At 43.2% G+C, this 26199-nt stretch carries 23 protein-coding genes, 1 other RNA gene and 1 other annotated feature; of the genes, 20 read left to right on the top strand and 4 right to left on the bottom strand.

The window, feature by feature from the left end:
- Window positions 1-33 precede the first annotated feature (33 nt).
- Window positions 34-1803 carry an SH3 domain-containing protein gene (locus AC0VX1_RS18285; protein WP_475468270.1) on the bottom strand — a complete coding sequence of 590 codons (1770 nt, stop codon included), beginning with the start codon at window positions 1801-1803 and terminating at the stop codon, window positions 34-36.
- 129 nt (window positions 1804-1932) lie between these two features.
- On the opposite strand from AC0VX1_RS18285, the gene AC0VX1_RS18280 reads away from it, so the two are divergent.
- The 4 genes from AC0VX1_RS18280 to ssrS all read left to right on the top strand — a co-directional run bounded on the left by AC0VX1_RS18280 (window position 1933) and on the right by ssrS (window position 5845).
- Complete coding sequence (locus AC0VX1_RS18280; RefSeq protein ID WP_048683752.1) at window positions 1933-2106, top strand: hypothetical protein; 174 nt, start codon at window positions 1933-1935, stop codon at window positions 2104-2106.
- Between the two features lie 79 nt (window positions 2107-2185).
- Window positions 2186-2422, top strand: a binding site (T-box leader).
- A gap of 99 nt (window positions 2423-2521) precedes the next feature.
- Window positions 2522-3793: a histidine--tRNA ligase gene (gene hisS / locus AC0VX1_RS18275; protein ID WP_098186796.1), complete on the top strand. Its 1272-nt coding sequence runs from the start codon at window positions 2522-2524 to the stop codon at window positions 3791-3793.
- 12 nt (window positions 3794-3805) lie between these two features.
- On the top strand, window positions 3806-5575 hold the full coding sequence (gene aspS / locus AC0VX1_RS18270; RefSeq protein WP_057276615.1) for an aspartate--tRNA ligase: 1770 nt from the start codon (window positions 3806-3808) through the stop codon (window positions 5573-5575).
- Between the two features lie 84 nt (window positions 5576-5659).
- Window positions 5660-5845: non-coding RNA, 6S RNA (gene ssrS / locus AC0VX1_RS18265), on the top strand.
- A 22-nt stretch (window positions 5846-5867) separates the two neighbouring features.
- Here the strand turns inward: ssrS and AC0VX1_RS18260 are convergent.
- Complete coding sequence (locus AC0VX1_RS18260; protein ID WP_475468267.1) at window positions 5868-6119, bottom strand: hypothetical protein; 252 nt, start codon at window positions 6117-6119, stop codon at window positions 5868-5870.
- A gap of 38 nt (window positions 6120-6157) precedes the next feature.
- Window positions 6158-6391: a hypothetical protein gene (locus AC0VX1_RS18255; protein WP_475468265.1), complete on the bottom strand. Its 234-nt coding sequence runs from the start codon at window positions 6389-6391 to the stop codon at window positions 6158-6160.
- A gap of 122 nt (window positions 6392-6513) precedes the next feature.
- Between AC0VX1_RS18255 and AC0VX1_RS18250 the strand changes: the two genes are divergently transcribed.
- The 14 genes from AC0VX1_RS18250 to AC0VX1_RS18185 all read left to right on the top strand — a co-directional run bounded on the left by AC0VX1_RS18250 (window position 6514) and on the right by AC0VX1_RS18185 (window position 22937).
- Window positions 6514-6918 carry a nuclease-related domain-containing protein gene (locus AC0VX1_RS18250; protein ID WP_475468264.1) on the top strand — a complete coding sequence of 135 codons (405 nt, stop codon included), beginning with the start codon at window positions 6514-6516 and terminating at the stop codon, window positions 6916-6918.
- An 888-nt stretch (window positions 6919-7806) separates the two neighbouring features.
- A complete protein-coding gene (locus AC0VX1_RS18245; protein WP_475468262.1) occupies window positions 7807-8955 on the top strand; it encodes a M20 family metallopeptidase in 1149 nt (382 codons plus the stop codon).
- Window positions 8956-9066: 111 nt separating this feature from the next.
- Window positions 9067-9828: a tRNA threonylcarbamoyladenosine dehydratase gene (locus tag AC0VX1_RS18240; RefSeq protein WP_048684392.1), complete on the top strand. Its 762-nt coding sequence runs from the start codon at window positions 9067-9069 to the stop codon at window positions 9826-9828.
- A gap of 189 nt (window positions 9829-10017) precedes the next feature.
- The gene (locus tag AC0VX1_RS18235) at window positions 10018-11205 is read left to right on the top strand and encodes an ABC transporter substrate-binding protein (RefSeq protein ID WP_413024436.1); all 1188 of its coding nucleotides are present in this window, start codon (window positions 10018-10020) and stop codon (window positions 11203-11205) included.
- Window positions 11206-11282: 77 nt separating this feature from the next.
- Window positions 11283-12161: a branched-chain amino acid ABC transporter permease gene (locus AC0VX1_RS18230; RefSeq protein WP_413009891.1), complete on the top strand. Its 879-nt coding sequence runs from the start codon at window positions 11283-11285 to the stop codon at window positions 12159-12161.
- A 13-nt stretch (window positions 12162-12174) separates the two neighbouring features.
- Window positions 12175-13146 carry a branched-chain amino acid ABC transporter permease gene (locus tag AC0VX1_RS18225; RefSeq protein ID WP_034308758.1) on the top strand — a complete coding sequence of 324 codons (972 nt, stop codon included), beginning with the start codon at window positions 12175-12177 and terminating at the stop codon, window positions 13144-13146.
- Window positions 13121-13900 carry an ABC transporter ATP-binding protein gene (locus tag AC0VX1_RS18220; RefSeq protein ID WP_413024438.1) on the top strand — a complete coding sequence of 260 codons (780 nt, stop codon included), beginning with the start codon at window positions 13121-13123 and terminating at the stop codon, window positions 13898-13900. The genes AC0VX1_RS18225 and AC0VX1_RS18220 overlap by 26 nt, the downstream gene beginning before the upstream one ends.
- Window positions 13900-14607 (top strand): ABC transporter ATP-binding protein, encoded by a 708-nt coding sequence (locus AC0VX1_RS18215; RefSeq protein WP_413024440.1) that lies wholly within the window; start codon window positions 13900-13902, stop codon window positions 14605-14607. Before AC0VX1_RS18220 ends, AC0VX1_RS18215 begins: the two co-directional genes overlap by 1 nt.
- Window positions 14608-15156: 549 nt before the next feature.
- Complete coding sequence (locus AC0VX1_RS18210; protein ID WP_475468259.1) at window positions 15157-16335, top strand: ABC transporter substrate-binding protein; 1179 nt, start codon at window positions 15157-15159, stop codon at window positions 16333-16335.
- A 163-nt stretch (window positions 16336-16498) separates the two neighbouring features.
- On the top strand, window positions 16499-17377 hold the full coding sequence (locus AC0VX1_RS18205) for a branched-chain amino acid ABC transporter permease (protein ID WP_034308751.1): 879 nt from the start codon (window positions 16499-16501) through the stop codon (window positions 17375-17377).
- A gap of 13 nt (window positions 17378-17390) precedes the next feature.
- On the top strand, window positions 17391-18356 hold the full coding sequence (locus AC0VX1_RS18200; protein ID WP_072273307.1) for a branched-chain amino acid ABC transporter permease: 966 nt from the start codon (window positions 17391-17393) through the stop codon (window positions 18354-18356).
- The gene (locus tag AC0VX1_RS18195; RefSeq protein ID WP_034308746.1) at window positions 18328-19110 is read left to right on the top strand and encodes an ABC transporter ATP-binding protein; all 783 of its coding nucleotides are present in this window, start codon (window positions 18328-18330) and stop codon (window positions 19108-19110) included. Before AC0VX1_RS18200 ends, AC0VX1_RS18195 begins: the two co-directional genes overlap by 29 nt.
- Window positions 19110-19817, top strand: coding sequence for an ABC transporter ATP-binding protein (locus AC0VX1_RS18190; RefSeq protein WP_413024446.1), 708 nt, complete (start codon window positions 19110-19112; stop codon window positions 19815-19817). The genes AC0VX1_RS18195 and AC0VX1_RS18190 overlap by 1 nt, the downstream gene beginning before the upstream one ends.
- Window positions 19818-21053: 1236 nt before the next feature.
- Window positions 21054-22937 (top strand): S8 family serine peptidase, encoded by a 1884-nt coding sequence (locus AC0VX1_RS18185; RefSeq protein ID WP_475468255.1) that lies wholly within the window; start codon window positions 21054-21056, stop codon window positions 22935-22937.
- Window positions 22938-23221: 284 nt separating this feature from the next.
- On the opposite strand, the gene AC0VX1_RS18180 is transcribed toward AC0VX1_RS18185, so the two are convergent.
- Complete coding sequence (locus tag AC0VX1_RS18180; RefSeq protein ID WP_475471824.1) at window positions 23222-23602, bottom strand: helix-turn-helix domain-containing protein; 381 nt, start codon at window positions 23600-23602, stop codon at window positions 23222-23224.
- A gap of 830 nt (window positions 23603-24432) precedes the next feature.
- Here AC0VX1_RS18180 and galU point away from each other — a divergent pair.
- The gene (gene galU, locus AC0VX1_RS18175) at window positions 24433-25317 is read left to right on the top strand and encodes a UTP--glucose-1-phosphate uridylyltransferase GalU (RefSeq protein ID WP_106026978.1); all 885 of its coding nucleotides are present in this window, start codon (window positions 24433-24435) and stop codon (window positions 25315-25317) included.
- Window positions 25318-25460: 143 nt separating this feature from the next.
- Entirely contained in the window at window positions 25461-26057 is a 597-nt protein-coding gene (locus AC0VX1_RS18170) for a serine O-acetyltransferase (RefSeq protein ID WP_034308732.1), read from the top strand.
- Window positions 26058-26199 lie beyond the last annotated feature (142 nt).

The following is a 26199-nucleotide window of genomic DNA, read 5'->3' as shown; positions in this document are numbered from 1 at the left end:
CAGCTTCTTATACGAAGCTGGCTTTTCTGGTCCTTATTTAAAATACCGTGCCAAGCCATTATAGATGGCCGATGTGATTTTTTCTTGATACTCATTCGATGTTAATGTCAATTCTTCCACTGGATTACTTAAATAGCCTAGTTCAATGAGTGTAGCTACCCGTTTATTTTCACGGGTCACATGATAATCCCCGTATCGTGATCCGCGATTGGGCACCTGCATGGTGGAACCGATTGAATTGGCCAGTGTCGCCGCCAACGTACGCTGGTAATCATGATAGTAGTATGTGGTTATCCCGCTGGTGATCTGGTCCTTGGTGCTATCATAATGGAGGCTAATGAAAGCATCCGCGTTATGTATATGTGAAGTGCTGACCCGGGAAGGGAGTGGAACATAGGTATTTCCGCTCCTGGTCAGGATCACTTTAGCCCCTGCCGCCTGAAGTTTGTCCCTCAGCAATTCTGCCGTTCGAATCGTCAGGTTTTTCTCAAGTGTTCCACCGACCCCGATTGTACCGCTATCCCTGCCGCCATGTCCGGGATCGATCACAATCGTTTTATCCTTTAGGTATTTCTCAACGCCAGGTCGTTGGATCTGCTCCGCATTCCCTTCGATCGTCACGATCCATCCGGCCACATAAGCTGTTTTCCCGCCTTTTAGTTTAATGGAATACCAGTCGCCTTCCATACCTGATGCCGTGAACGTTTCACCTGCATTGGCCTGCTCTACAATCCCCGAGTTGCCATCCGGCTCATTTCTAAGGATCGTACCATCATGAATGATGGTAATCTTGTTTCCTTTTACATCAACCTTTTTTTCCTTCGCCGTTTGCTCAACATTCTCTTTTTCCAGGTACCAACTCACTACCCAGCCCTTTTTTGAACCAGTGAGCTGGATCTGTGTCATATTTCCCTTTGTTTGGAGCACAGCGTAAGTCTCATCCTTGTTCACCGAACCGATGACCTTGCTTTTGAGCGAGGCTTCATTCCTGACATTTAAACCCGCGGCGGTCACCCTTGCAGTAGCGCCTGCCGTGTCCTTTTTCATATCAACATGATTTTCGCTTACTTGTATGTAGGGTTCAGCTACCCAACCGCGGGTTCCTTGGAAATCAATTTCAGCCCATTCATTTTCAACCCTGTAGACGGTCACTGACGTATTTTTATTCAGCTTTCCGAGAGCGGCACTGCTTGTTGATGGATCCGAACGGACATTGAGCCGGTCCACCAAAGTTACTCCGGTTTTTACGGATTGATTCGTTCCTTTTTCCCTAGTTGAATCTTTCTTCGCTGCTTTTTCTGATGCGGAGGGAAGCGTTATGTAGTCAGCAGAGACCCAGCCTTCAATATCCGCCGTTTTGACCTTTATCCAATTCTCATTCTTTTCAATGATGTCAACAAAAGTTCCTTTACTCAAGGACCCAACCGTTTGAAATGTAGTGCCGGGACCTGTTCGGACACGGACGGAGCTGCCTGATATCGTCCCTTGTCCGGATTCCTTTTTGACCTGATTGGTATCAGACCCTGTTTGTCTCTCCACTAACCAATTGGCAACCCAGCCCGATTTGCCGGTGCCAATCCGGATTTCAATCCAGTCGCCATCTTCATTCAGAATGGGATACGATTCCCCTTTTGACAGTTTTTTTACGATAGGGAAACTGAGACCTGCACCTTCACGCACATTGACCACTTGGGTCGTCACGATATTTTCCCCATCATCTTTTCCAAAAGCGTGATGGACGGGGAAAATCGCTGAGAATATCAGCATCAGTGTCAGGCCGAATAAACCCGATTTCTTCTTCATAAGTTGTCTCTCCCTTTTAATGTCTATATGTATGTATTCTCGTTCAATGAAAATTTCCCTCTTTCCCTGTGCAAAAAACAATTTTTTTAGGAAAGAATAGAGCTTATATAACTGTAGGAGGGAAACCACATGAAATTCAGCGAAAAAGATCAAACGAGCTTAAGCGGAGGCAACCAAGTACTGGGTGTCGATTTTCACGATTTCATCCAAAAGGAACAAAGCGCAAACCTTGTTGAATTGGCATCCGAATTCGGGGTCAATGTCCGGACGATCAAAAATTTGAAAAAACGTATGAACCAGTAAAAAGCGATAAAAATCCTCAGTCTGCCTTGACATTTGATGTTAACGTCCGTATGATTATAAAATATCAGACTTATTACTGCAATAACCAATGATGGAGAAGAGTAATTAAGAAACACATGAAAAGAGAGGAAATGCCGAGGCTGAAAGCATTCCACATGATGACTTAATGAAAGAACCCTCCGTAGGCTTCACTCCGAACGGATTTACTTAATAGGAGATGGACGTAAAACAGGCGTTAACTGTTTTTGAGCGGGGGCACTTTTTTTGTGCTTCAACTAGGGTGGCACCACGGGATATCCAAACTCTCGTCCCTTGTAACATTTACGTTACAAGGGGCGGGAGTTTTTTGTTTGGAAAAAATCAGTATAGCGTGCCGAATAAGAAAGGCCGCTTTGCTTTAAAGGAGGAAACACATATGTCTATTCAGATTCCTAGAGGAACCCAGGATTTATTGCCTGGCCAAACGGAAATTTGGCAGTATATCGAGAACACAGCGCGTGATATTTGTCACCGTTACCAATATAAAGAAATCCGCACACCGATTTTTGAACACACGGAATTATTTTTACGTGGTGTAGGGGATACAACCGATATCGTTCAAAAGGAGATGTATTCCTTTCAAGATCGCGGTGAAAGGAACTTAACCCTTCGTCCGGAAGGCACTGCATCGGTTGTAAGGTCATATATCGAGAACAAAATGTTCGGGTGGGCCAATCAACCGGTCAAGCTTTATTATATCGGGCCGATGTTCCGTTACGAACGTCCGCAAGCAGGTCGATTCCGCCAGTTCGTTCAATTCGGCATCGAAGCTTTAGGAAGTAAGGATCCCGGAATCGATGCAGAGGTTCTGTCACTTGCGATGAACCTGTACAAGGAACTTGGTTTGAAAAAGCTGAAGCTAGTCATCAACAGCCTTGGTGATAAGGAAAGCCGGACAGCGCATCGCAATGCGTTAATCAAACATTTCGAACCACGCATCGGCGAGTTTTGCGGCGATTGTCAAAACCGCCTCGAAAAAAATCCATTGCGTATCCTGGATTGCAAAAAGGATCACGATCACGAATTGATGAACACGGCTCCTTCCATCATTGAATATTTAAATGATGAATCGCGTACTTATTTCGAAAAGGTGAAACAGCACTTAAGCGATTTGGAAATCGATTTCGTCGAAGATCCGACTCTAGTGAGGGGCTTGGATTACTATAATCATACCGCATTTGAAATCATGAGTGATGCAGAAGGCTTTGGCGCCATCACTACACTTTGCGGCGGCGGCCGTTATAACGGGCTGGCTGAAGAACTTGGCGGACCGGAAACACCAGGAATCGGCTTTGCACTTAGCATTGAACGGCTGATTGCTGCCCTCCAAGCAGAAAACATCGAGCTTCCGATCAAAAAGGGAATTGACTGCTATCTTGTCTCACTAGGTGAAACAGCCAAGGATTATACCGTCAAACTTGCCCATCAATTGCGTAATGCCGGTTTTACCGTCGAAAAAGACTATCAAGATCGTAAAGTGAAAGCACAATTCAAATCAGCCGACCGCCTCGAAGCAAGATATGTGGCGACACTTGGGGATGATGAATTGGCAAATAATAAAATCAATGTAAAGTTCATGGAAACCGGTGAACAAGTCCAAATGGATCTTGCAACATTCGTTGAACAATTCAAAAAGCTACAGGCTTAAGGGGGAAATACCATGTTTGGCAGAACATACTTCAATGGTGAAGTGACAGAAGCAGCTATTGGTGAAAAAGTAACATTAAAAGGATGGGTACAAAAACGCCGGGATTTGGGCGGGGTCATCTTTATCGATCTACGTGACAGAAGCGGAGTCGTCCAAGTCGTATTCAATCCGGACATTTCGGCAGACGCGCTTGCCACAGCCGAAAAAATCCGTAATGAATACGTCCTTGATATCCAAGGGACCGTCATCAAACGTGACGAAGCCAACTTCAACCCGAACGTAACAACAGGGACCGTCGAAGTTCAAGCCGAAAACGTTACAATTTTAAACGAAGCAAAGACCCCTCCATTCATCATTGATGAAAGAACGGATGTATCAGAAGACATCCGCTTGAAATATCGTTATCTGGACCTGCGTCGTCCGGCGATGTTCGAAACATTGAAAATGCGCAACAAAACAACAAAAGCGATCCGTGATTACTTGGACGGTGAAGGCTTCCTTGATATCGAAACACCTATCTTAACAAAAAGTACACCTGAAGGAGCACGTGATTATTTAGTGCCTAGCCGCGTACACGAAGGGGAGTTCTATGCACTTCCGCAATCACCGCAAATCTTCAAGCAGCTATTGATGGTATCCGGTTTCGAACGTTATTATCAAATTGCCCGCTGTTTCCGTGATGAAGACTTACGTGCTGACAGACAGCCTGAATTCACGCAAATCGATATTGAAACAAGCTTCATGAGCCAAGAAGATATCATTAACACGGCAGAAAACATGATGGCTAAAGTGATGAAAGACGTAAAAGGATTGGACGTAACACTGCCATTCCCTCGAATGACTTACAATGAAGCGATGAGCCGTTACGGTTCCGACAAACCGGATACACGTTTCGGAATGGAACTTAAAGATGTTTCCGAAATCGTCAAAGACAGTGATTTCAAAGTGTTCACCGGTGCTGTTGCAAGCGGAGGACAAGTTAAGGCGATCGTCGTTAAGGACGGAAATGCGGATTATTCCCGTAAAGACATTGATGGCTTGGCTGAATTTGCAGCGATTTACGGTGCTAAAGGCCTTGCATGGCTAAAAGTTGAAGAAGACGGTGTAAAAGGGCCAATCGCCAAATTCTTCGCAGAAAATCAAGAGCAATTAGTATCTGCATTGGAAGCTGAAGTGGGCGATTTAATCCTATTCGTGGCGGATAAGAAAGGCATAGTCGCAGATGCACTTGGAGCACTTCGCATCAAGCTTGGTAAAGAAAGAGGCTTGATCGATCAAAGCAAATTCAACTTCCTATGGGTGACGGACTGGCCATTACTTGAATATGACGAAGAAGAAGGACGCTACTATGCAGCACACCATCCATTCACAATGCCATTCCGTGAAGACATGGACAAACTGGAATCAGACCCAGCAAGCGTCCGTGCACAAGCATATGACCTTGTCTTGAATGGCTACGAACTTGGCGGTGGATCACTGCGGATATTCGAACGCGACGTTCAGGAAAAAATGTTCAAAGTTCTTGGATTCTCTGAAGAAGAAGCAAACGCACAATTCGGCTTCCTAATGGATGCATTCGAATACGGAACGCCACCACACGGCGGAATCGCCCTTGGACTGGACCGCATGGTCATGCTGCTTGCAGGCCGCACGAACCTTCGCGACACCATCGCGTTCCCGAAAACAGCAAGCGCAAGCGACCTGCTCGTTGACGCACCGAGTACCGTAAGTGACAAGCAATTGGCCGAACTTAACCTAAGGCTTGCTGCACTTAAAAAATAACATTTGGGAAAAATATGAAAAAATACCTATGTGTTTTTCCTTGAAATAGAGTTAAGCATTATGCTATGATGTTTTCAACAAGTAAGAGTCCTGATGTGTTCGTTCTTTAACCTATAAGTTTTGACCGAACACTTATAGTTACCGGGAGCACTAGTTTCCTGGCCGCGTAAAAGCCTCCCTCGAAGAGGACTTACAAACGCGAGGAACCGAGCACCCACCTGCGGAGAGCGGGTTCAAAACAAAGGCGTAAACGGCACAATTGGGACTCTTACACCTTACAAAGCAACTCATGTTAAATAACATGGGTTTTTTTGTGCATTAAAATAGTTAACTTACGAGTAAATGGAGCAAATTCACGAGTAAACGGCGGAAATTCACGAGAAAATGGTGCAAACTCACGAGTAAATGGCGGAAATTCACGAGTAAATGATGCAAACTCACGAGTAAACAGCGGAAATTCACGAGTAAATGGCGGAAATTCACGAGAAAATGGTGCAAACTCACGAGTAAACAGCGGAAATTCACGAGCAAATGGCGAACTCACGAGTAAACAGCTGAAATTCACGAGTAAATGGTGCAAACTCACGAGTAAACGGCAGATTCACGAGTAAATGGTGCAAACTCACGAGTAAACGGCGGAAATTCACGAGAAAATGGTGCAAACTCACGAGTAAATAGCAGAAATTCACGAGTAAACAGCGGAAATTCACGAGAAAATGGTGCAAACTCACGAGTAAACAGCGGAAATTCACGAGAAAATGGTGCAAACTCACGAGTAAACAGCGGAAATTCACGAGTAAAATGGCGGAAATTCACGAGTAAGCTACAAATCTCATGAATTAAAAAGAGTAAACTTACGGTAAAACGTCTGATTTCAGTTCCTAGCAGGAAAAAAGGGCATTAATAAAGAAGCTTAAGAAGAAGGAGTTGATGTATGGATGTTAAAACCGTGTGAGATGCCTATGAAAATGCTCAAATTGGAGGCATTAAGCAGGAGGCTATCATCAAATCATCCAAAACAGGAAAGAATAATGAACGATTTCCGGAAAATTCGTACAGGATTTAACGGGGAGCGGAGTATTGGAAAGGAGTTGAAGAATCTCCCGAAAGAATACCGAGTATTTCATGATTTGAGGTTAGACCACGATGGGAGCCGTTATTTTCAAATGGATTTCCTAATAATCACCAGGAATTACTGTATCATCATTGAAGTGAAAAACTTTGCGGGAACGCTCTATTTTGACCGCACCTATCCCCAATTGATTCGTTCAAAAGATGGACAGGAACAGGCATATCTGGATCCGCTAATCCAGGTCGACGTACAAAAAATCCCGATTAAATGATTGGCTTACTTTTCACAAATTCCCCTCGCTGCCGATTAAAACGTTAATTGCCAACGCAAACTCGAATACGATCATCAGGACTACCCCAGGTTTTACCCCCATTTTCAAAAAAATCACGGGAAAAGAAACCCTCATAACCAAAATCAATACCCTTGAAAAAAAGTATCCTTCTAAGCAATTAACCCAAAGGCAGAGCACTAGACTTTCGAACACGATTCTGCAAAAAAACACTCCACTTAATCCTGATATACTCAATTTATATCAAATCGATGAGCAAGATCTGCTAAAAAGCGTTCAATGTCCTGAATGCGCTGCTTTCCATATGCACTATCACTGGGGCAAATGGTCATGCAGTCAATGTTCTTACGCCTCCAAAGATGCCCACATTCAAGCTCTTCGCGATTTTGCTCTCCTCATAAAACCCAATATAACAAATAAACAAGCACGGCTCTTTTTACAAATAGATTCAATTGATATTATGCAGCGGATGCTGTCTTCACTGGAATTGCCTTATTCGGGGCAGTTTAAAAATAGAGCTTATAAACTTAATGGATTAATTCACGAGTAAATGGCGAACTCACGAGTAAACAGCGGAAATTCACGAGTAAAAGAGCAAAATTCACGAGTAAATGCCGCGAACTCACGAGTAAACGGCGCAAATTAACGAGTAAATGGCTTAAACTCACGAGTAAATGCCGCAAACTCACGAGTAAATGCCGCAAATTCACGAGTAAACGATCCAGACTCACGAATAAAGACCCCATACTCAAAGAAAACTACCAAAAACTAGCGAATAATCTTCAAATATTCCCATTTAAGTAACATTCCGCAATATAGAGTCGTAAATTATAGTAAGGTTGAGCAATAGTCAGCTAAGGATAGAAAGTAGTGAGGGCTTTGAAAGATTTATTGTATGCAAAGAGGATGGAAATGCTTCAATTAGTGGAGCGGCTAGTGAATATAGATAGTGGTTCTCATACAAAAAAGGGTATTGATGAAATTGGTTCGATTTTGAAAACGAAATTTGAAAGTCTGGATTTTATTGTGGATACCGTTGAGCAGCAGAATTATGGCAATCAGCTGCTCATCCAGCATCGTGATGCGCATCAACCGCATATTCTGGTCGTTGCCCATATGGATACGGTTTTTCCGGAGGGCACAGCGGAAAAACGTCCTTTTAAAGTGAAGGGAAATCGGGCATACGGTCCTGGTGTGGCGGATATGAAGTCTAGTTTGGTTGAGCTTTTTTATGCGATCCTTTGCCTGAAACAGACGGGGCAGACAGGCTATAAGCATATCCAGATCATTCTTAATAGTGATGAGGAGATCGGGTCTCCGTCATCCGCTTCACTCATATCGGAAAAAGCGGCCAATAAGAAGTTTGCGCTAATTCTTGAACCGGCAAGGACGGACGGTTCGCTTGTCACGGCAAGAAGGGGCTGCGGTCAGTTTAAAGTGGATATTGCGGGGGTGGCCGCCCATTCAGGGATTGAACCGGAAAAGGGACGAAGTGCAATTGAAGAATTGGCCCATAAGATCATCGCCTTACATCGATTGAATGATCAGCAGAAAGGAATCAGCGTGAATGTCGGCAAAATTGAAGGGGGCTCCGCTGTCAATATGATCGCTTCCCATGCTGCCGCTTTTGTGGATGTGCGGATTTCGGAAAAAAGGCAGGAAGCCATCATCCTCAAGCAACTGAAAAAAATCTGTGCCGAAACCTATATTCCAGGAACGAAAACGACATTAAGCGGGAAAATGGACCGCTCTCCCATGGAAAAGAATGAGAAAACGAACTTGCTTTTAGAGACGATCCGCCAGGCTGGGAAGGAAATCGGCATCGAAATCACGGATACGGCCACGGGTGGAGGTTCGGATGCTTCCATCACTTCTGATTTGGGAATCGCGACAGTGGATGGACTCGGCCCCATTGGAGGGAATGCACATAGTGAAGAGGAGTATTTGGAAATTCCCAGCCTTACGGAAAGGACACTCCTATTGGCAACTGTCATTCAAAAATTATCAAAAATGACCTAGCACACTAATTCCGATTAGACTGCTCATATTTCGCTTGTCATTAATGATGTTTATGATATATTGTTAATTGGGAAGCTAAATAAGAACAGAATTTATTGGAGTTGAATATATATGCTGCATCAGTTTTCACGAAATGAATTGGCAATTGGCAAGGAAGGAATCGATATACTGAAAAATACGACCGTTGCAGTCCTGGGTGTTGGAGGCGTCGGTTCATTTTCAGCCGAAGCATTGGCACGTTCCGGGGTAGGCCGTATTATTCTTGTGGATAAAGACGATGTCGACATCACAAATGTAAACAGGCAGATTCATGCTCTATTATCAACAGTCGGTCAACCGAAAGCGGAATTGATGAAAAATCGCATTCAAGATATCAATCCCGACTGCGAAGTGATCGCTCTTAAAATGTTCTATACAGAAGAGACGTTTGAAGAATTCTTCAGTTATGGCTTGGACTATGTCATTGATGCATCGGATACGGTCATTTACAAGATCCATGTGATGAAGGAGTGCCTCAAACGGAATATCAAGGTGATTTCAAGCATGGGGGCCGCTAATAAGATGGACCCGACGCGTTTTCAAATTGCCGATATCTCCAAAACGCATACCGATCCGCTTGCCAAGGTCATTCGTACTAGATTGCGTAAAGAGGGCATAACAAAGGGAATTCCCGTTGTCTTTTCCGACGAGAGCCCTATTGTCATTCGGGAGGATGTGCGGAAAGAAGTCGGCAATGATGAGGCAAAAATCCGTAAAGCCCAAATGCCTCCGTCTTCGAATGCTTTCGTACCATCCGTTGCGGGCTTAATTGCAGCAAGTTGGGTGATCAATGATCTATTGAAAGACATTGAAGTTCGCCGTGTAAATGATTGATAAAAATCAACTGACTCTATAAAGGGTCAGTTTTTTTGTGGCGAATAGTAGATATTCCTTTAAATAACTTTTTTATCCATATCATATAGACGGGGTCGAAAGAATGAGATACACTATATTTTCAGAATATTATTTTTATTCAGATATTCTATTTGTTTAAAAGAACATATTAAAACAAGGGGGTTTCAAATGAAGAAGAAAAAGCTAGCAGGAGTGTTTCTATCACTTTCTTTGGTTGCAGGGGCGCTGGCAGGTTGCAGCGGCGACTCGAAAACCAGCAGTTCAAGCGGAGGTTCATCAAAATCGGGTGACACAATCAAAATTGGGGCCAACCTTGAATTATCCGGAGGTACGGCATCATTCGGCCAATCGGCTGCCGATGGTTTGAAACTGGCCATCGATGAGATTAATAAAGAGGGCATCGACGGTAAAAAACTGGAAATCGTGAAGGTTGATAATAAATCAGATGCAGCAGAAGCTACAAGCGGTTCGATCAAGTTAGTCAGCCAGGACAAGGTTGTGGCTGTAGTCGGATCTGCGACAAGCACGAATACATTGGCACAGGTTCAAGTCGCACAGGATAATAAAGTTCCTCTACTCACACCAACTGCAACAAATCCCGACATTACCAACAAAGCTGGAAAATTAAATGATTATGTGTTCAGAACTTGCTTTATCGATCCATTCCAAGGTACGGTGGCAGCCAATTTCGCATCTGACGAAATAGGGGCAAAGACGGCTGCGATCTATGTGGATAGCGCAAGCGATTATTCTAAAGGACTGGCCGCAGCTTTTAAAGAAGCATTCACTGCCAAGGGCGGTAAAATCGTGGCGGAAGAAGCTTATGTAACGAAAGATACTGATTTCCGTTCTACATTGACACGTATCAAATCGGCAAAACCTGAGTTCGTTTTTCTTCCTGGTTATTATGAGGAAGTCGGATTGATCCTAAAACAGGCACGTGAAGACGGCATGGACCTTCCATTCATGGGCGGGGACGGCTGGGATTCCCCGAAGGTCGTTGAAATTGCCGGAGCGGAAGCTTTAAAAAATACGTATATCACGAATCACTATTCCCCAGAAGATGAAGATGCAAAAATCCAGGATTTCGTTGCAGCCTTCAAAAAGGAATACGATAAAACACCGGATGCCTTTGCTGCACTTGGCTATGACACTGGGTACTACCTGGCAGACGCCATCAAGAGATCTGGAGATGCTTCCCCTGAAAAAATCAGACAAGCGTTGGAAGATGTCAAAGATCTTCAATTAGTTTCCGGAACGCTGAACCTTGATGAAAATCATGATCCGATCAAATCGGCGACCATCCTGGAATATGTGGATGGCAAACAAACATTCAAAACAAAAATCAATCCATAATACCTTACGTGGATAGGGGGCAAGTCCCCCCCTATCCTATATTCACTTAAAAAACACCTTAACGGGGAGAGTGCAATATGGAACTGATTCAGCAATTGGTAAATGGCATTTCACTCGGAAGCATTTATGCTTTGATCGCGCTTGGTTATACGATGGTGTATGGAATCGTCAAACTCATAAACTTCGCCCATGGAGACGTATTCATGGTCGGTTCATTTGTGGGCTTTTACGCCATTACCGTAATGGACTTATCCTTCATCCCGGCTTTATTGATTTCAATGGCCACATGTGCCATCTTTGGCGTTTTAATCGAACGCATTGCTTATAAACCCCTTCGTAATGCAACACGGATTGCGGCCTTGATAACGGCCATCGGTGTTTCCCTTCTGATAGAAAATGGGCTGATTTACATCCGGGGCGCCCAGCCGGAAGCCTATCCAAGTAATGTCCTTCCGATGGATAAACTCGATATATTCGGAGTTTCCATCAGCAGTCAATCGATATTGATCTTATCCGTATCCATCATTTTAATGATCATCCTGCAATTCGTTGTCCATAAAACCAAAATCGGCAAAGCGATGCGTGCCGTTTCATTCGATTCCGAGGCGGCCAAGCTGATGGGAATCAATGTGAACAATACGATTTCCGCTACGTTCGCCATAGGTTCGGCCCTGGCAGGGGCGGCTGGTGTCATTTTTGGCATCTACTATATTAAAATCGAACCGTTGATGGGTGTCCTTCCTGGCCTCAAAGCATTTGTTGCAGCCGTCTTGGGCGGCATCGGCATCATTCCGGGAGCGATGGTCGGCGGTCTGCTGCTTGGAGTGATCGAGGCTTTGGTCAGTGCCGCCGGTTACTCATTATGGCGCGATGGTGTGGCTTTCGTCGTACTTATCTTGATTTTGATTTTCTTGCCGCAGGGACTATTCGGTAAAAATAAAAGAGAAAAAGTGTAGGGGAGACATGGCGATGACTACTTTAAAGAATTCAAAGGGTTTTTGGCTCTCGATCGTGCTCGCACTTATTTTTTTCGGAATCATGCAGTACACCATTTCAAACGGTATCCTCAATCCATTTTATATCAACACGCTCATGTTCATCGGCATCAATATCATGCTGGCGACGAGCCTTCATTTAATCATTGGAATAACCGGGCAGTTCTCGATCGGGCATGCAGGTTTTTTAGCGGTTGGGGCCTATGCTTCGGCAGTCATGACAATGAAGCTGGAACTTCCTTTCATCATAGCTGTATTGACTGGGGGCGTCATCGCCGCTGTTGCAGGTATGGTGATCGGGATACCCAGCTTGCGCCTGAAGGGGGATTACCTGGCGATAGCCACCCTTGGTTTTGGGGAAATTGTCCGGATCGTCCTTTTGAATATTGAATATGTAGGCGGTGCAAGCGGGATGCAGGTATCCCACCTGACTACTTGGCCATGGGTTTTTGCCTGTGTCATGATCACCGTCTTAGTCATCAGGAATTTCACCAATTCGACTCACGGGCGTGCATGCATATCCGTAAGGGAAGATGAAACGGCGGCTGATGCGATGGGAATCAATACGACCTATTATAAAGTGGCGGCCTTCGTCATCGGAGCTTTTTTTGCCGGAATTGCCGGATCGCTCTATGCCCATAATTTTTATATTATCCAGCCATCGAATTTCGGTTTCCTGAAATCCTTCGATATACTGATTTTCGTCGTACTTGGCGGTCTTGGAAGTCTTTCAGGTTCGGTTTTGGCCGCCATTTTACTGACGATCGTGACGACATTCCTTCAGGATTATCCGGAAACGAGGATGATCATCTACAGTCTTGTCCTGATCCTGATGATGATTTTCCGCCCGCAGGGGTTAATGGGAACAAAAGAAATCACATCATTGTTCACACATAAAAAAACGAAAGGGGGCCCAAAGGATGGAAGCCACAATACCGTTGCTTAAGGTAGATTCGGTGGGTATACGCTTTGGCGGATTGAAAGCGGTGTCCGATGTGAACGTGGAATTATTTCCAGGGGAACTTGTAGGCCTGATCGGGCCGAATGGAGCTGGGAAAACGACCTTCTTCAATTTATTGACGGGTGTGTATGTCCCTACAGAAGGAACGATCGCCTTGAACGGGGAAAATCTAAATAAGCAGCAGCCTTATAAAATTACCCGAAAAGGGATCTCGAGGACCTTTCAAAACATTCGTCTCTTCAGTGAGTTATCCGTGATCGATAATGTGAAGGTTGCTTACCACTCGCTTGCCAAGCATGGAATTCCAAGCTCCATATTCCGGTTGCCCGGACATTTTTCAGGGGAAAAGGAAATGGATGGAAAGGCACTCGAATTTTTGCGGATTTTCAATCTTGACCATTTTAAGGATGAAAAAGCGAAGAATCTTCCATACGGACAGCAAAGGCGGCTGGAAATCGCCCGTGCCCTTGCCGCCAATCCGAAACTTCTTTTACTGGATGAACCGGCAGCCGGGATGAACCCCCATGAAACGAAAGAATTAATGAACCTCATTGCTTTTATCCGGAATGAGTTCAACCTTACCGTTTTGCTCATCGAACATGATATGTCACTGGTCATGGGTGTATGCGAACGGATTTATGTCCTCGATCATGGACAGCTCATCGCTCACGGAAAGCCGGAAGAAATCCGCAACGATCCAAAGGTTATCGAGGCATATCTAGGGGAGGAGGTTTCCTGATGCTGAAAATAGAGGACATCAATGTTTATTACGGCAATATCCAAGCGCTAAAAGGGGTTTCCATGGAGATAAATGAAGGGGAAATCGTGACTTTGATCGGGGCGAACGGAGCGGGAAAAAGCACGCTGCTCAAAACGATTTCCGGTCTGTTAAAACCAAAGCAAGGAAAAGTTCTGTTCGAAGGCGATTCGATTGGGGGAAAAGCGGCACAGGCCATCGTGAAACTGGGCATATCCCATGTGCCTGAAGGACGACGTGTCTTCGCCAACATGACGGTGGCCGAAAACCTGGAGCTTGGAGCTTATTTGCGGAAAGACAAGGATGGCATCCAAAAGGATATGGAAAAGGTATACGAGCTATTTCCAAGGCTGCTGGAAAGAATCAAACAGCAGGCTGGCACGCTTTCAGGCGGCGAACAGCAGATGCTTGCAATGGGCCGGGCCTTAATGGCGAAACCGCGATTATTACTGCTCGATGAACCTTCGATGGGCCTTGCACCGCTTCTGGTGAAGCAAATATTCAACATCATCCAGGAAATCAGTGAGTCCGGCACAACGATCCTTTTGGTCGAGCAAAACGCCAACCTCGCCTTATCCATTGCAGATCGGGCGTATGTCGTTGAAACGGGCCGAATCGTCCTATCGGGCAATGCAGAGGAACTAACATCAAGTGAAGAAATAAAAATGGCCTATTTAGGAGGCCACTAAAACCGCCGTTTGGCGGTTTTTTTGTTTGTTGATCGGGTTATGCAAAATATGCAAAAAGATAAAAAAGCACAGGGTTTCATGCATGATTTTATACATCCAATATAGTATTATTCAATTTTGATATAGGAATTAAGTCTAAAAAAACACGCAAAAACTGGGTTTAATTCCCTATCAATATACTTGTATTTTGGTAAAAATGTAATTAATAGGATGGGGAAAATTAGAGAATGAATAAAATTTTTTGATCTGTAAGTAAGGAATTTATAATATCAATATAATTTAATTATTCGTTTTTTCTGATTATATCGCCTATTGTCGCAATATTTAAAATATATAAAGATAAAAATGACAGAGCACTACCTGTGAAAAATATCCTAATTACCGAAATCTTCTCGCGATTATTGTATAGACGGAATGAAAATTATGCGGTAAACTATTTTTCGAAATATTAATTTAATTTGAAACATTTCATCTAATCAATTTTTTTCTGAAGGATCATGAATAAATATTCATGCATCAGAGCTTGATTACAAAATGGGGGGATTATTTATGAAAAAGAAAAAATTAGCAAGTGCATTCCTTTCTCTATCACTTGCTGCAGGAGTGCTAGCGGGTTGTTCCGGCTCTGGTTCATCAGATAAATCAAGCGGGGATGGAGATACGATCAAAATCGGTGTCAACCTTGAATTATCAGGCGGTGTCGCTTCATATGGACAATCGATTGCAGAAGGTCTGGAGCTTGCAACTGCAGAAATCAATAAAGAAGGCATTGACGGTAAAAAAATCAAACTAATTAAAGTCGATAATAAATCTGAAGCGTCCGAAGCGACAAGCGGGGCGATCAAGCTGACATCACAAGATCAGGTTGCAGCGATCGTAGGCGCAGCAACAAGCACGAACTCGATTGCACAAGTACAGATTGCCCAAGATAATAAAGTGCCGGTCATCTCACCATCTGGTACAAGCCCTGAAATCACTTTCAGCAAGGATAAATTGAACGATTACGTTTTCAGGACAAGCTTCATCGATCCGTTCCAAGGGACGGTAGCTGCAAACTTTGCCGCTAATGAAATCAAAGCGAAAAGTGCAGCCATCTATATTGACAGCTCAAGTGATTATTCAAAAGGGTTAGCCGCAGCCTTTAAAGAACAATTCGAAAAGAATGGCGGAAAAGTTGTTGCTCAGGAAGCTTACATTGCGAAGGATACTGATTTCCGTTCCACATTGACTCGTTTGAAATCGGCAAAACCTGATTTCATTTTCCTTCCTGGTTACTATGAGGAAGCTGGTCTGATCGTGAAGCAGGCACGGGAAACTGGACTTGACGTTCCATTCATGGGCGGCGACGGCTGGGATTCTCCTAAGCTAGTTGAAATTGCCGGTGCAAAAGCTCTAAATAATACGTTCATCACGAACCATTATTCTTCAGGTGATCCTGATGAGAAAATTCAGAATTTTGTGTCAGCATTTAAAGCGAAATACAAAGATAAGTCACCGGATGCATTCAATGCCCTAGGATATGACACAGGATACTTCCTTGCAGACGCGATTAAACGTGCTGGTTCAGCGGATTCGGAAAAAATCAAAGAAGCGCTGGAAAAAACGGCTGACCTTGAGCTTGTTACGGGTACATTCACATTGGATGAAAAACATAATCCAATCAAATCTGCCACCATCCTTGAATTTAAAGAAGGAAAACAAGTATTCAACACAAAAATCAATCCTTAATTTCGGAGAATAACTCCAACCCTTTCGCCGGCCCTTCCATAATAAGAAGGTGCTGGCGAATTCTCATTTTTCAAGCATGCCAGGGTGCTGAACATCCCCTTAGCGGAATGAAAAGAGTCTGGACTAATCACTCATAAAATTAGATTTTCAAGGAGAGTCGAACATGGAATTGATACAACAGTTAATTAACGGGGTTTCATTAGGAAGTATTTATGCCCTTATCGCTCTCGGATATACGATGGTTTACGGGATTGTTAAATTGATAAACTTCGCACATGGCGATGTATTCATGGTCGGCTCATTCGTTGGGTTTTACTCAATAACTGTCCTGGATCTGTCATTCGTGCCCGCCCTATTAATCTCGATGACGGTCTGTGCTCTGTTTGGAGTATTGATCGAACGTATCGCGTACAAGCCATTGCGTAACGCAACACGTATCGCGGCACTTATCACGGCCATCGGTGTTTCCCTTTTGATCGAATACGGATTCATCTACGTCCGCGGTGCACAGCCGGAAGCTTATCCGAATGATGTATTGCCGACAGACAAGTTCAATATTTTTGGAGTTTCCATCAATAGTCAATCGATTTTGATTTTTGGAGTGGCGGTAGTCTTGATGATCATCCTTCAAATCATCGTTCATAAATCGAAAATTGGAAAAGCGATGCGTGCCGTTTCCTACGATGCGGATGCAGCTAAGCTGATGGGTATAAATGTCGATAACACGATTTCTGCCACCTTTGCAATCGGTTCCGCATTGGCTGGGGCAGCGGGCGTCATTTTCGGTATTTACTATATTAAGATCGAGCCGCTCATGGGTGTGCTTCCGGGATTGAAGGCATTCGTTGCCGCCGTACTTGGAGGGATCGGGATTATACCGGGCGCGATGGTCGGTGGCCTATTGCTAGGAGTCATCGAAGCTTTGGTCAGTGCCGCCGGTTACTCATTATGGCGTGATGCTGTAGCCTTCGTCGTACTGATTCTTATCTTGATTTTCATGCCACAAGGCTTATTCGGTAAAAACAAAAAAGAAAAAGTATAGGGGAGACAAAGCAATGACTACAATTAAGCGAGCAAAAGGTTTTTGGCTCTCGATTTCACTATCATTGATCTTTTTCGCCGTAGTTCAAGTGTTAATCGGCGGCGGATCGCTAAATCCTTTTTATCAAAATACGCTCATGTTCATCGGGATCAATATCATTCTGGCAGCGAGCCTGCACTTGATCATCGGGATAACCGGGCAGTTCTCCATCGGGCATGCCGGATTCCTGGCAGTCGGTGCCTATGCTTCAGCCGTCATGACGATGAAGCTGGAAATGCCATTTTATGCGGCATTGATAGTCGGCGGTTTGGCGTCAGCGCTGGCAGGATTGATCATCGGAATTCCTAGCTTACGCTTAAAAGGTGACTACCTGGCGATTGCGACCCTTGGTTTTGGGGAAATCGTCCGGATCGTGCTTTTGAATATCGATTATGTCGGCGGGGCGAGCGGCATGCAGGTTTCCCATTTGACCACTTGGCCGTGGGTATTCGCTTCCGTCATCGTAACGATCATCGTCATCCGAAACTTTACTAGCTCGACCCACGGAAGAGCCTGCATATCGATCCGCGAGGACGAAACCGCTGCCGATTCGATGGGGATTAACACGACCTATTACAAAGTTGTCGCCTTTGCGATCGGTGCTTTTTTTGCCGGTATCGCTGGGGGGCTTTACGCTCATAACTTCTATATCATCCAGCCTTCGAACTTTGGATTCCTGAAATCATTTGATATTTTGATCCTTGTCGTACTTGGCGGTCTTGGAAGTCTTTCCGGTGCCGTATTGGCAGCGATATTACTGACGGTAGTCACGACTTTCCTGCAGGATTATCCGGAAACACGAATGATCATCTACAGTCTTGTGCTTATCGTGATGATGCTCTATCGCCCGCAAGGTTTAATGGGTACCAAAGAAATAACATCCATGTTCAAACGTAAAGGAGGAAGCAGCCATGAAAAAAATAAAAACACCGCTGCTTAAAGTCGATTCGGTCGGCATCCAGTTCGGAGGGCTTAAAGCCGTTTCTGATGTTAACGTCGAATTATATCCAGGAGAACTAATTGGCTTGATCGGGCCGAACGGCGCTGGAAAAACCACTTTCTTTAACTTGCTGACAGGAGTTTACGTCCCGACGGAGGGCACCATTTCTTTGGAAGGTGAGAACTTAAGAAAACTGCCTCCATATAAAATCACGCAAAAAGGGATCAGCCGGACATTCCAGAACATTCGCTTATTCAGTGAGCTATCCGTGATCGATAATGTAAAAGTGGCCTATCATTCGCTTTCGAAGCATGGCATCTTAAGTTCGATCTTCCGCATGCCGATCCATTTTAAAGGCGAAAAGGAAATGGATGAAAAAGCGATTGAGTTCCTGAAGATTTTCAACCTTGATCAATATAAGGATGAAAAGGCAAAGAACCTGCCATATGGTAAACAAAGACGTTTAGAAATCGCCCGTGCCCTTGCCGCCAACCCGAAACTGCTTTTGCTCGATGAACCGGCAGCGGGGATGAACCCCCAGGAAACGCACGAACTCATGAACCTGATTGCCCTCATCCGTGAGAAATTCGATTTGACCGTATTATTGATAGAACATGATATGCCGCTCGTCATGGGTGTTTGCGAACGCATATATGTACTCGATCACGGGCAACTGATCGCTCAAGGAAAGCCAGAGGAAATCCGTAACAATCCAAAAGTCATCGAGGCCTATCTGGGCGAGGAGGTTTCATAATGTTAAAAATCGAGGACATCAACGTCTATTACGGAAACATTCAAGCCTTGAAAGGAATCTCGCTTTCTATTAACGAAGGCGAAATCGTAACTCTGATCGGGGCGAACGGAGCCGGGAAAAGCACGTTGCTGAAGAGCATTTCCGGCCTATTAAAACCAAAACAAGGGAAGATCATATACGAAGGGGATTCCATCGGAGGAAAGGCAGCACAATCCATCGTGAAAATGGGCATTTCCCATGTCCCTGAAGGTCGGCGGGTATTTGCTAACATGTCCGTTGAAGAAAACCTTCAGCTTGGTGCTTATCTGCGCAAGGATAAGGCAGGCATCAAGCAGGACATGGAGAAAGTCTATGAATTATTCCCACGTTTGCTGGAGCGCCTGAAACAGCAATCCGGAACCCTTTCCGGCGGGGAACAGCAAATGCTCGCAATGGGCAGGGCACTCATGGCCAAGCCCCGGCTTCTGTTACTGGACGAGCCATCGATGGGACTTGCTCCATTATTGGTGAAGCAAATCTTTCATATCATCGAAGAAATCAACAAAACAGGTACGACGATTCTGCTGGTCGAACAAAATGCCAACTTAGCACTATCCATCGCGGACAGAGCCTATGTTGTCGAAACCGGCCGAATCGTCCTATCAGGCAAATCAGAGGAACTGACCGCAAGCGAAGAAATAAAGAATGCCTATTTAGGCGGACATTAAACCTGTTACAGACTGCAGACGAACTCGAGGAAAAGCGAGTTTGGCTGCAGTTTTTTTGTTTTAAAAAGGTTCCAGCGGATTTCAGAAATCCGCTCCCTTTCCGCCGACTGTCTGCCAAGCCTCCTCGCCTAGCCAGTAATTCGGCAGGAGTGTCGCAAATTTCTTCCATCTAATAAGGATTACAGTAAAAAAACATGAAGAATAATCTAGTCTTGTCTTAAAATCATGGTTTAGGATTAGACCAATCGGAACTCCCAAACTGACTGGAGATATATTCGAGGAAAAGCGAGTTTGCTTGCAAGTTTTTTTAAAAAAAATTTCAGTTGATTTCAGAAATCCGCTCCCTTTCCGCCGACTGTCTGCCAAGCCTCCTCGCCTAGCGGCTGCGGTGTCTCGGCTAGCCAGTAATTCGGCAGGAGTGTCGCAAATTTCTTCCATCTATTAAGGATTACAGTAAAAAAACATGAAGAATAATATCGTCTTGTTTTAAAATCATGGTTTAGGATTAGACCATTCTAAACTCCCAGACTGACTGGAGATATATTCGAGGAAAAACGAGTTTGCTTGCAAGTTTTTTTTAAAAAAAAGGTTCCAGTTGATTTCAGAAATCCGCTCCCTTTCCGCCGGCTGTCTGCCAAGCCTCCTCGCCTAGCGGCTGCGGTGCGGTGTCTCGGCTAGCCAGTAATTCGGCAGGAGTGTCGCAAATTTCTTCCATCCAATAAGGATTACAGTAAAAAACAATAAGTGAATTTGGTCTTGTTTTAAAATCATGGTTTAGGATTAGACCAATTGGAACTCTCTTTATTAGACAAAAGTGCTTCTATCTGAATTTTTCAAACGAAGTTGATTGGAGCGGGTGTTCGAGACTCCTGCGGGAAATGCGAGTCCAGGGGAGACCCCGCAGGCGCGAAGCGTCGAGGAGGCTCACGGACCGCCCGCGGAAAGCGAGTACCTGGAGTGGAAATCAAAGTGCAAATTTTAAAGTAATCAATTATTATCAAGTTTGTCTACAGTCAACCCCTTTGTTTTAAAATTAGATAGAACCCCATTTTGCCGACAATCTGAGACCGCTTTATAGCGTTTTTTTTGTTGTGTAAATAAGTTAATTTAACTAGATGAAAAGGTTAGTAAAACCGAATCGGACGGTATACAATCTAGTTAGGAATAATAGTAGAATTGGTTCATGATATAACCTCATCGATAGCTATTCTTAATCATATTTTTTGGAGTGATTGTATGCACAAGCTTATTCAGGCCATATTGCCGGTATTATTACTATTTATGATTCTGCCAATCTACCAGCAAGACTCTGCATCTGCAGAAGGGACGCCGCAATCTGATGGTATCATCGTCAAGTATAAAGAGACGAGCGATGAGCCAATCAACGAGTTGATAGAAAAGGTGGAGGTTCCTAAAGGGGAATCAACCGATAACCTGATCGAGGAACTTGAAGAACAGAAGGATGTGGAATATGCAGAACCAAACTATCTGTTCAAGAAGATGGAAAGCCCGAATGATCCAGCCTACATAGACCAGTGGCACCATAAAAAGCTTGGTACGAGTGCAGCGTGGACAAAATCAATGGGATCGAAGGAATTGATCGTGGCGATCATTGACGACGGCATCGATCGCAACCACGAAGATTTAAAAGGGAGGATCGTCAATGCCTATGATACGATACGCAATCGGAAGCATATCGTCCCAAAAGGGGAGCATGGAACGCATATCGCTGGCATCATTGCCGGTTCTGCGAACAACGGCATAGGCGGAGCGGGTGTTGCCCCGAACGTTAAATTAATGCCGATCAACGTCTTTGATGGAGAGTATGCCGATACGGCCGATATCATTGACGCGATACATTATGCCGTTCAGCAAAAGGCAAACATCATCAATATGAGTTTAGGCGACACAAGTTATTCGGAGTCCTTGAACAAGGCCGTCCAGGAAGCCTATAAAAAAGGCGTACTGATCGTCGCCGCTGCCGGGAATGAAGGGGATATGGGGAAAAATGTCCAGCGTGTGTACCCAGCTGCATTCAGCCACGTCATTTCCGTTGCTGCCACTAACTCAAGTGACAAGCGTCCCAGTTATTCCAACTACCATTCAACAGTCGATATTGCGGCCCCTGGAGATGACATCCTTTCAACCTTGCCAAATGGTAAATACGGCTGGATGAGCGGAACATCGATGGCGACGCCCATGGTGGCGGGTGTAGCTGCATTGATTTGGTCCCATGAGCCTAAGCTCAACAAAACGGAGGTTGAATACCGCCTCTATGATTCAGCCGTGGACCTAGGTACAAAAGGGAAGGACATATACTATGGAAACGGGCGGGTCAATGCCAAAAAAGCACTGGAAATGAAGACGCTGACCAAACCGTCCGTGACTGCGATATCCGATAAGGACACCAAGATCAATGGGAAAATCCCAGTTGATTTCAAAACGGGGACCGTCTCCATTTATACCGATAAAAAACAACTCGCCTCAGTGAAGATCAACGGCGAAAAAACGTTTACAGCGACCATCGCAAAACAAACAGCCGGCACGACCATCTCTACAAGGCTCATCGATAAAACGGGAAATAAAAGTATACCCGTTTCATTTAAAGTGGCAGATAAAACGGCTCCTGCAAGACCGTCCGTAAATACGGTAGGTGACAATACCGTAAAAGTAACCGGCAAAGCGGAAGCAAGCTCTTCCGTCACCGTCAAAACCGGCAGAACGGTTCTAGGCAAAGCAAATTCCAACAGCGCAGGGAATTTCACCGTAACGATGTCAAAAAAACAAAAAGCCGGAAAAGTCCTAACCGTTACAGCAACCGATAAAGCAGGCAATACAAGCCCGATCAAAACCGTGACCGTCGCAGACAAAACAGCACCAAGTAAACCGACGGTCAACACTGTCACGACAAAAACGACAATAGTAACCGGAAAGGCAGAAGCTAACTCCACAGTGTACATCAGAGCATCAAAAAAAGTGATCGGCTCTGCAACAGCAACGACCAAAGGTACATTCTCGGTTAGAATCCCCAAGCAAAAAGCCGGAAAGAACCTATATATTCATGCGAAAGACAAAGCGAAAAACGTAAGCGAATCAAGAAAAGTAACCGTTAAAAAGTGATGGAAAAACAAGAACAGCCCCCAATCATCTGATTGGGGGCTGTTCTTGTTTCAATTGAAGGGGGGAAAAGAAACCGTTTTGGGCAAAAAAATAAGTAATAGCCAAAACGAGATAAGCAGTCGGTGAATGTAATGAAGGTGACGTTGCAGCTTCGCAGAAATTCATTAAATCAGATCTTATTGAAATGGCTATTCGTTTTAATAGAAAAATACAAATAAGGTGCTGCCATTACGTAGCACCTCAGCTTTTTAAAATTTATAGTAGCCATACAAAATCCAAACCATTTATTCTTTTTTTGATTGTAACCAGTCTAAAAAGTCATCCCTGAAAACCCTTTTGGACCTTTTTAAACGAATTAAAGGAAAATCGGGATTTCCCATGTATTCATCAGCTGTTCTTTCACTAACATTTAAATAAGCTGCCAAATGCTCTACAGTTAATAATTCCGGCAGTTGTGAAATCTCATCCGTTTCGTTCGTTATTATTTCTTCCCTACTTTCATGATTTGCGTAATTTATATGCCCTTCTCCCATGCACACTGCTACATTCTTCGAACACTTGGGACACGTCAGTGTATCAACTTTATCTTCCATAACAGAAAAACGAGAAACTACGCCAAATAGTGTTAAACAACTTTCACATAAATAAGTATATACACCTTCCACTTTCAAATGTATCACTCCTTAGACTTATCATTTGTTAAACTAACAAATTTTATAAGGAGCTAATCTGATATGTGGTAGGTTTAAACGCTTGGTCTATATTCCCTATATAACATCAAGGAGAAATACTTGAATCATTGGAAGAAAACCGGGCTATTTCTTGCTTCAATGTAAAGTGCACACATGCAATTAATAATAATCATATTTTCACTCATATTCCAAGGGAATTAACATCACATTTATGCCAATTATTAAAACAATGTTACTAATTGTAAAAAGTGTGTTAAAATATATTTTATGTTTAAAAAGACCCTTGTTTTTTTATAAAGTTGTAACAATAAGTACATCGTACTAGGGTCTGATGATGCTTAATAAGGAACGGTAATAAAATCGCATTATCATGATAGTTAAATACTCTAAAAATTTTGCAGATTATATTATTTACTCAAGTATCTCACCTTGAAAACTTGAATTCTACAGAACTATACCAAGGCTCTAGCAATAGGGTAACCTTTGTGACAAAGTAAACGAACTCGATTTTGCTGTTCATTGGAGCAGTTGTTCGAGCTACTTTAAGATGCCTTGAAGTACGAATAAATAAACACTGAAACTAATGAAAAGTTGAGTTACCTATCTCAAATTCGAGATATTTTTCCATTTTTTAGAAAAAACTCTTGTATAAAATACTGAGGATATTTTGAAATCTAAAACAAGATTCATATACAACCATATTCGAGTTTAGATAACGGTTGAACAACATATGGTTCTTTTCCAAGCAAAAGATAAAAAAACATTACGATTTTACTTATAGACAAGAGAGGGAGAACCAAAAGATGAGAGTTAAAAAAGCTATTATTCCAGCTGCAGGTCTCGGAACAAGATTTTTACCTGCAACCAAAGCCATTCCAAAAGAGATGTTGCCAATTGTAGATAAGCCTACCATTCAATATGTAGTGGAAGAGGCAATAGCATCTGGAATTGAAGATATCATTATTGTAACTGGAAAAGGAAAGCGGTCTATTGAAGATCATTTTGATTACGCTGTCGAATTGGAACAGAATCTTTTAGAAAAAGGGAAAAATGACTTGCTTGAAAAGGTACAAGCGTCTTCCAAGGTAAATATTCATTATATAAGACAAAAAGAACCACGTGGTCTTGGTCATGCAGTATGGTGTGCTCGTAAATTTATTGGAAATGAACCATTTGCAGTCCTACTAGGAGATGACATTGTCCAGGCTGAAACACCTTGTTTGGAACAACTCATAAATGAGTATGAAAGAACTTCTTCATCTGTAATTGGTGTACAAACAGTACCTGAAAATCAGACACATCGTTATGGAATTGTTGACCCTCTAATGAAAGAAGGTAATTGTTACCAAGTTCTTAACTTTGTAGAAAAGCCTTCTCCAGGTACAGCACCATCTAACTTAGCAATCATGGGACGATATATATTAACACCTGAAATCTTCATGTTATTAGAACAACAAGAGGTTGGAGCTGGTGGAGAAATCCAGTTAACCGATGCAATACAACAATTAAACCAAATTCAAAGTGTTTTCGCTTACGATTTCGAAGGTACAAGATATGATGTCGGAGAGAAATTAGGATTTATTCAAACTACTATAGAATTTGCATTGCAAAATGAAGAGTTAAAGAAAGATCTTCTTGGATATTTAAAAGGCATTTTAGAAAAAGAAGAGCTGTTACAGGTTAACTAATTTAATTTATATTTCTCTGTCCCGCACGGAGACTTTCTAGAGGTATCAGGCTAGTTACTACTGGCTTTTTCTTCGTGTGGGAATTAGAGAAAAATCGTAAAGAGTAAAGTGAAACAGTAACCTTTCATCAAGGAGAGAGCATTTTGGCAATTAAGAATCGTGACGATTATAACATTTATCTAGAATCTGATTTAGTAGCAAGAAAGTTGAAAAAGTGGAAGTACAGCTATAAAGTAATGCATCCAGAACTTTATTTCCAACGTCTGCTTAGGAAATCAGAGTATTTAAAGACTAAGAAATTAAACAGTTCATTTTCCATGTGGAGATATAACAGGTCATTGAGAAAACTTAAAAAGGTAGGATCTATGCTAGGAATATCAATACATCCAGTGTCCTTCGGTCCAGGGTTAAAGATACCTCACAGTGGTTCTGTAATTGTTAATAAGAAGGCTCGAATCGGTAAGAATTGTGAAATTCATTCTGGAGTTAACATTGGAGCTCATAAAGGTCAGGTTCCTAAAATCGGAAATAATGTGTACATAGGACCTGGCGCCAAGATATTTGGGGGTATCAAAATCGGCAACAATGTTGCAATTGGTGCTAATTCAGTAGTAACCAAAGACGTACCTGATAATGTCACCGTTGTAGGTATTCCAGCTAAAATAATTTCTAGAAATACAGAAACTCAAGTTTTAAAAGCATATGACAAAGTGAAAAAGAAATACATGAATAAAAAATAAAATTTTTGCTATCTCTTCATATGAGCCAATGTTAATCAAATCAGAAAATTCAATCAACATCAGTGCTTCCCTTTACAATTAGAGCTAATCATACAAAAGATAATAAGTGTATGGCTATGGGGAAAATAAGGAGGAGTAGGAG

Source organism: Peribacillus sp. QJM3NY_7 (assembly GCF_056173225.1).
This window is presented reverse-complemented; position numbering and strand designations above follow the sequence as displayed.

Coding starts and splice junctions, on each gene's coding strand:
- AC0VX1_RS18285 (WP_475468270.1), bottom strand. CDS start 1,803: ATGAAGAAGAAATCGGGTTTATTCGGCCTGACACTGATGCTGATATTC.
- AC0VX1_RS18280 (WP_048683752.1), top strand. CDS start 1,933: ATGAAATTCAGCGAAAAAGATCAAACGAGCTTAAGCGGAGGCAACCAA.
- hisS (WP_098186796.1), top strand. CDS start 2,522: ATGTCTATTCAGATTCCTAGAGGAACCCAGGATTTATTGCCTGGCCAA.
- aspS (WP_057276615.1), top strand. CDS start 3,806: ATGTTTGGCAGAACATACTTCAATGGTGAAGTGACAGAAGCAGCTATT.
- AC0VX1_RS18250 (WP_475468264.1), top strand. CDS start 6,514: ATGTTAAAACCGTGTGAGATGCCTATGAAAATGCTCAAATTGGAGGCA.
- AC0VX1_RS18240 (WP_048684392.1), top strand. CDS start 9,067: ATGCTGCATCAGTTTTCACGAAATGAATTGGCAATTGGCAAGGAAGGA.
- AC0VX1_RS18235 (WP_413024436.1), top strand. CDS start 10,018: ATGAAGAAGAAAAAGCTAGCAGGAGTGTTTCTATCACTTTCTTTGGTT.
- AC0VX1_RS18230 (WP_413009891.1), top strand. CDS start 11,283: ATGGAACTGATTCAGCAATTGGTAAATGGCATTTCACTCGGAAGCATT.
- AC0VX1_RS18225 (WP_034308758.1), top strand. CDS start 12,175: ATGACTACTTTAAAGAATTCAAAGGGTTTTTGGCTCTCGATCGTGCTC.
- AC0VX1_RS18220 (WP_413024438.1), top strand. CDS start 13,121: ATGGAAGCCACAATACCGTTGCTTAAGGTAGATTCGGTGGGTATACGC.
- AC0VX1_RS18215 (WP_413024440.1), top strand. CDS start 13,900: ATGCTGAAAATAGAGGACATCAATGTTTATTACGGCAATATCCAAGCG.
- AC0VX1_RS18210 (WP_475468259.1), top strand. CDS start 15,157: ATGAAAAAGAAAAAATTAGCAAGTGCATTCCTTTCTCTATCACTTGCT.
- AC0VX1_RS18205 (WP_034308751.1), top strand. CDS start 16,499: ATGGAATTGATACAACAGTTAATTAACGGGGTTTCATTAGGAAGTATT.
- AC0VX1_RS18200 (WP_072273307.1), top strand. CDS start 17,391: ATGACTACAATTAAGCGAGCAAAAGGTTTTTGGCTCTCGATTTCACTA.
- AC0VX1_RS18195 (WP_034308746.1), top strand. CDS start 18,328: ATGAAAAAAATAAAAACACCGCTGCTTAAAGTCGATTCGGTCGGCATC.
- AC0VX1_RS18190 (WP_413024446.1), top strand. CDS start 19,110: ATGTTAAAAATCGAGGACATCAACGTCTATTACGGAAACATTCAAGCC.
- AC0VX1_RS18185 (WP_475468255.1), top strand. CDS start 21,054: ATGCACAAGCTTATTCAGGCCATATTGCCGGTATTATTACTATTTATG.
- galU (WP_106026978.1), top strand. CDS start 24,433: ATGAGAGTTAAAAAAGCTATTATTCCAGCTGCAGGTCTCGGAACAAGA.